Source organism: Haloferax sp. s1, assembly GCF_058382125.1.
This window is the reverse complement of the sequence record NZ_JBZRPK010000229.1, coordinates 1-2,152: the sequence shown is the minus strand read 5'-3', so window position 1 is coordinate 2,152 and position 2,152 is coordinate 1. Positions and strand designations below refer to the sequence as shown.

Genomic DNA, 2,152 nt, shown 5'->3' with positions numbered 1-2,152 from the left:
CCTGCATATAGAGCGTCTTTCCGGGAGACGCTCCGTTGATGACGGCGACGGGCAGGCCGACAGTCCCGCCGTCGCGGGACTCACCCACCTCGAGGCGGCCAATGTCCATCTCCCCGGGGGCCGCGCTCGCCGTTCCCAAGGTAATCATACCGCGAAACTCGGAGCCATTTCCCTTTAGGGGTTCGGTCCGGCAATACTCGGTGGGAAAAAGCGGTGCCGCTTTGGTCTCGCGGTCGTAACTGGCGGTTGTGACAGACGACGTTCCCGAGCGACCGCCGGCGGGGGGACTCGTACAGGCACTCGACGTGCCGCGAAACGCCGCTATCGGTGCGCTCGCAGGCCTCGCGTTGGCCGCTACTGCCTACCTCTTTCGGGTCCTCGAACTGTTCGGTCCGTTTGCCGGAACCCGCGAGTACCCCGTTCTCGGTCCGGAAGGCTGGTTCCTCATCCTCGCGTTCGTCCTCGCATCTGCGACCGCGCTCCTCGTCGCGACGGTGCTGACGCTCATCTCGGCGTATCGACTGAGTCGGACGGTCTAATTCGGCAGTTCAGACGCAATCTCGTAGGTTACTCGTCGAACTCACGTTCGTCACCGAGGAGTTCGCCCAGCCGTTCGGCCCCGGCGCGCGTTCCCTTGGCGATGATGAGGTCGCCGCCGTGGAGACGTGTTTCCGACCCCGGAGAGACGACCCACCGTCGGCCGCCAGCGCGGCGGACTGCGATGACTCGCATCCCGGTTTCGGTCTTGACGCGACGGTCGCCGAGCGTCGCCTCCGCGAGGGTGCTCTGGGGGGCGACTCGCAGGCGGATGATGACTTCGTCTGATTCCTTGACGGCGGCGGCGACGACGGGGTGTGCGTCGATGCCGCGGAGGACGCCCTCGGCGATTTCGAGAGCGGCGTCGCTTATTATCTCCGTCGCGCTCGCGAGTTGGACGAGACCGCGGAGCGAAACGGGGTCTTCGACGCGGCTCGCCGCGCGGAGCGTCCACGCTTCGAACCGTGACTTGAGCGCGTCAACCTCCGCTTCGAGTTCTTCTACCTCCTCGGCGACGCCCTCACTGTCGAACAGGACCGCGCCATAGGCGAGGTCGACGGCGAGTTCGCTCATGTCCTTCATCAGGACGATGGAGTCGACGGCGCGTTCGAGGTCTTCTATCGATGGTTCCGCCACGTCAGGAGGGTTGTATTGGATACCAGTTGCTGCCTCGTGAACGGTTCGAAGGCCTTCGTCGCGTCCGCGAAGGAGGAGCACGTCGTCTGCGTGGAGTGTCGTCTCGAAGTCGGGGTTCGTCACCCACTCGCCAGCGCGGTGGATGGCAACGACGCGGACGCCCGTCTCGGTTTCCATGTTGATATCGCCGAGAGTTCGTGCCGCGTAGGGTGAATCGTCGGTGAGTTCGCAGCGAATCGTCGTCTCGACGGCCTCCGGAAGTGCGGCGCGGATGGCGTCGGGAAGACCGATATCCTCGATGACGACTTTCGCGATGTCGCCCGCGGCGTCGGAAATCTTCTCCGCCGCGCCGACGACCCCGAGGACGGGTGCGAGTTCTTCGGCGTCTTCGGGGCTGCGCGCGGCCATCATCAGGCTCATACGCGCCTGCAGTTGCAGGATGTCCATCCGCTCTTCGAGGTCGAGCACCTCGGCCGCGAGTTCGTCGTTCGCGTGGAGGACCGACGAGTACGAGAGGTCGATGAGTAACTCCGCAGTGTCTTTCATCTCGGCGAGGACCGCCTTCACGCTGACGGGCTCGTACTCGATGTCCTCCGGATTCATGCGCCCGCCTTCACGACGTGAGGGCAAAAGGTTTGTCAGGAATATCGGTGCCACCGTCTCTCAATTGTGCTACGGTTCCCATCTATATGACCCCGCGGGTGGGTTGAACGCGCAAAACTACGGGCGAGCACGGACAAACAGCGGACGAACACGGACAAATTGCGAACGAATGCGGATGAACACGAACGGGTCGCAACCGCGGTCTGGTATAAGTGGCTCGAAATAACGACAATTGTCGAACAGTGGTTTAGGCTCGGTGGATGTTCAAAATCGACAGACAGCGCTACTATGGTATGTGTATGACGGTCGATAACATATGGGGTAAAACGATAACGCTTTTTTGATATGGTAAGCAACCCTTTGGGTATGTCAGGCG

The 2,152-nt window shown here is 62.4% G+C and carries 2 protein-coding genes and 1 pseudogene; 1 reads left to right on the top strand and 2 read right to left on the bottom strand.

The genetic code is table 11. The annotated features are described in order from the left end of the window. A pseudogene (locus tag QT222_RS02045) lies at positions 1-148 on the bottom strand (deacylase); the annotation flags it as partial. 100 nt (positions 149-248) lie between these two features. Here QT222_RS02045 and QT222_RS02040 point away from each other — a divergent pair. Further along, positions 249-539: a DUF7536 family protein gene (locus QT222_RS02040; protein WP_004057979.1), complete on the top strand. Its 291-nt coding sequence runs from the start codon at positions 249-251 to the stop codon at positions 537-539. A gap of 28 nt (positions 540-567) precedes the next feature. Here the strand turns inward: QT222_RS02040 and QT222_RS02035 are convergent, their stop codons facing one another. Further along, complete coding sequence (locus tag QT222_RS02035; RefSeq protein WP_491476147.1) at positions 568-1,776, bottom strand: potassium channel family protein; 1,209 nt, start codon at positions 1,774-1,776, stop codon at positions 568-570. Positions 1,777-2,152 lie beyond the last annotated feature (376 nt).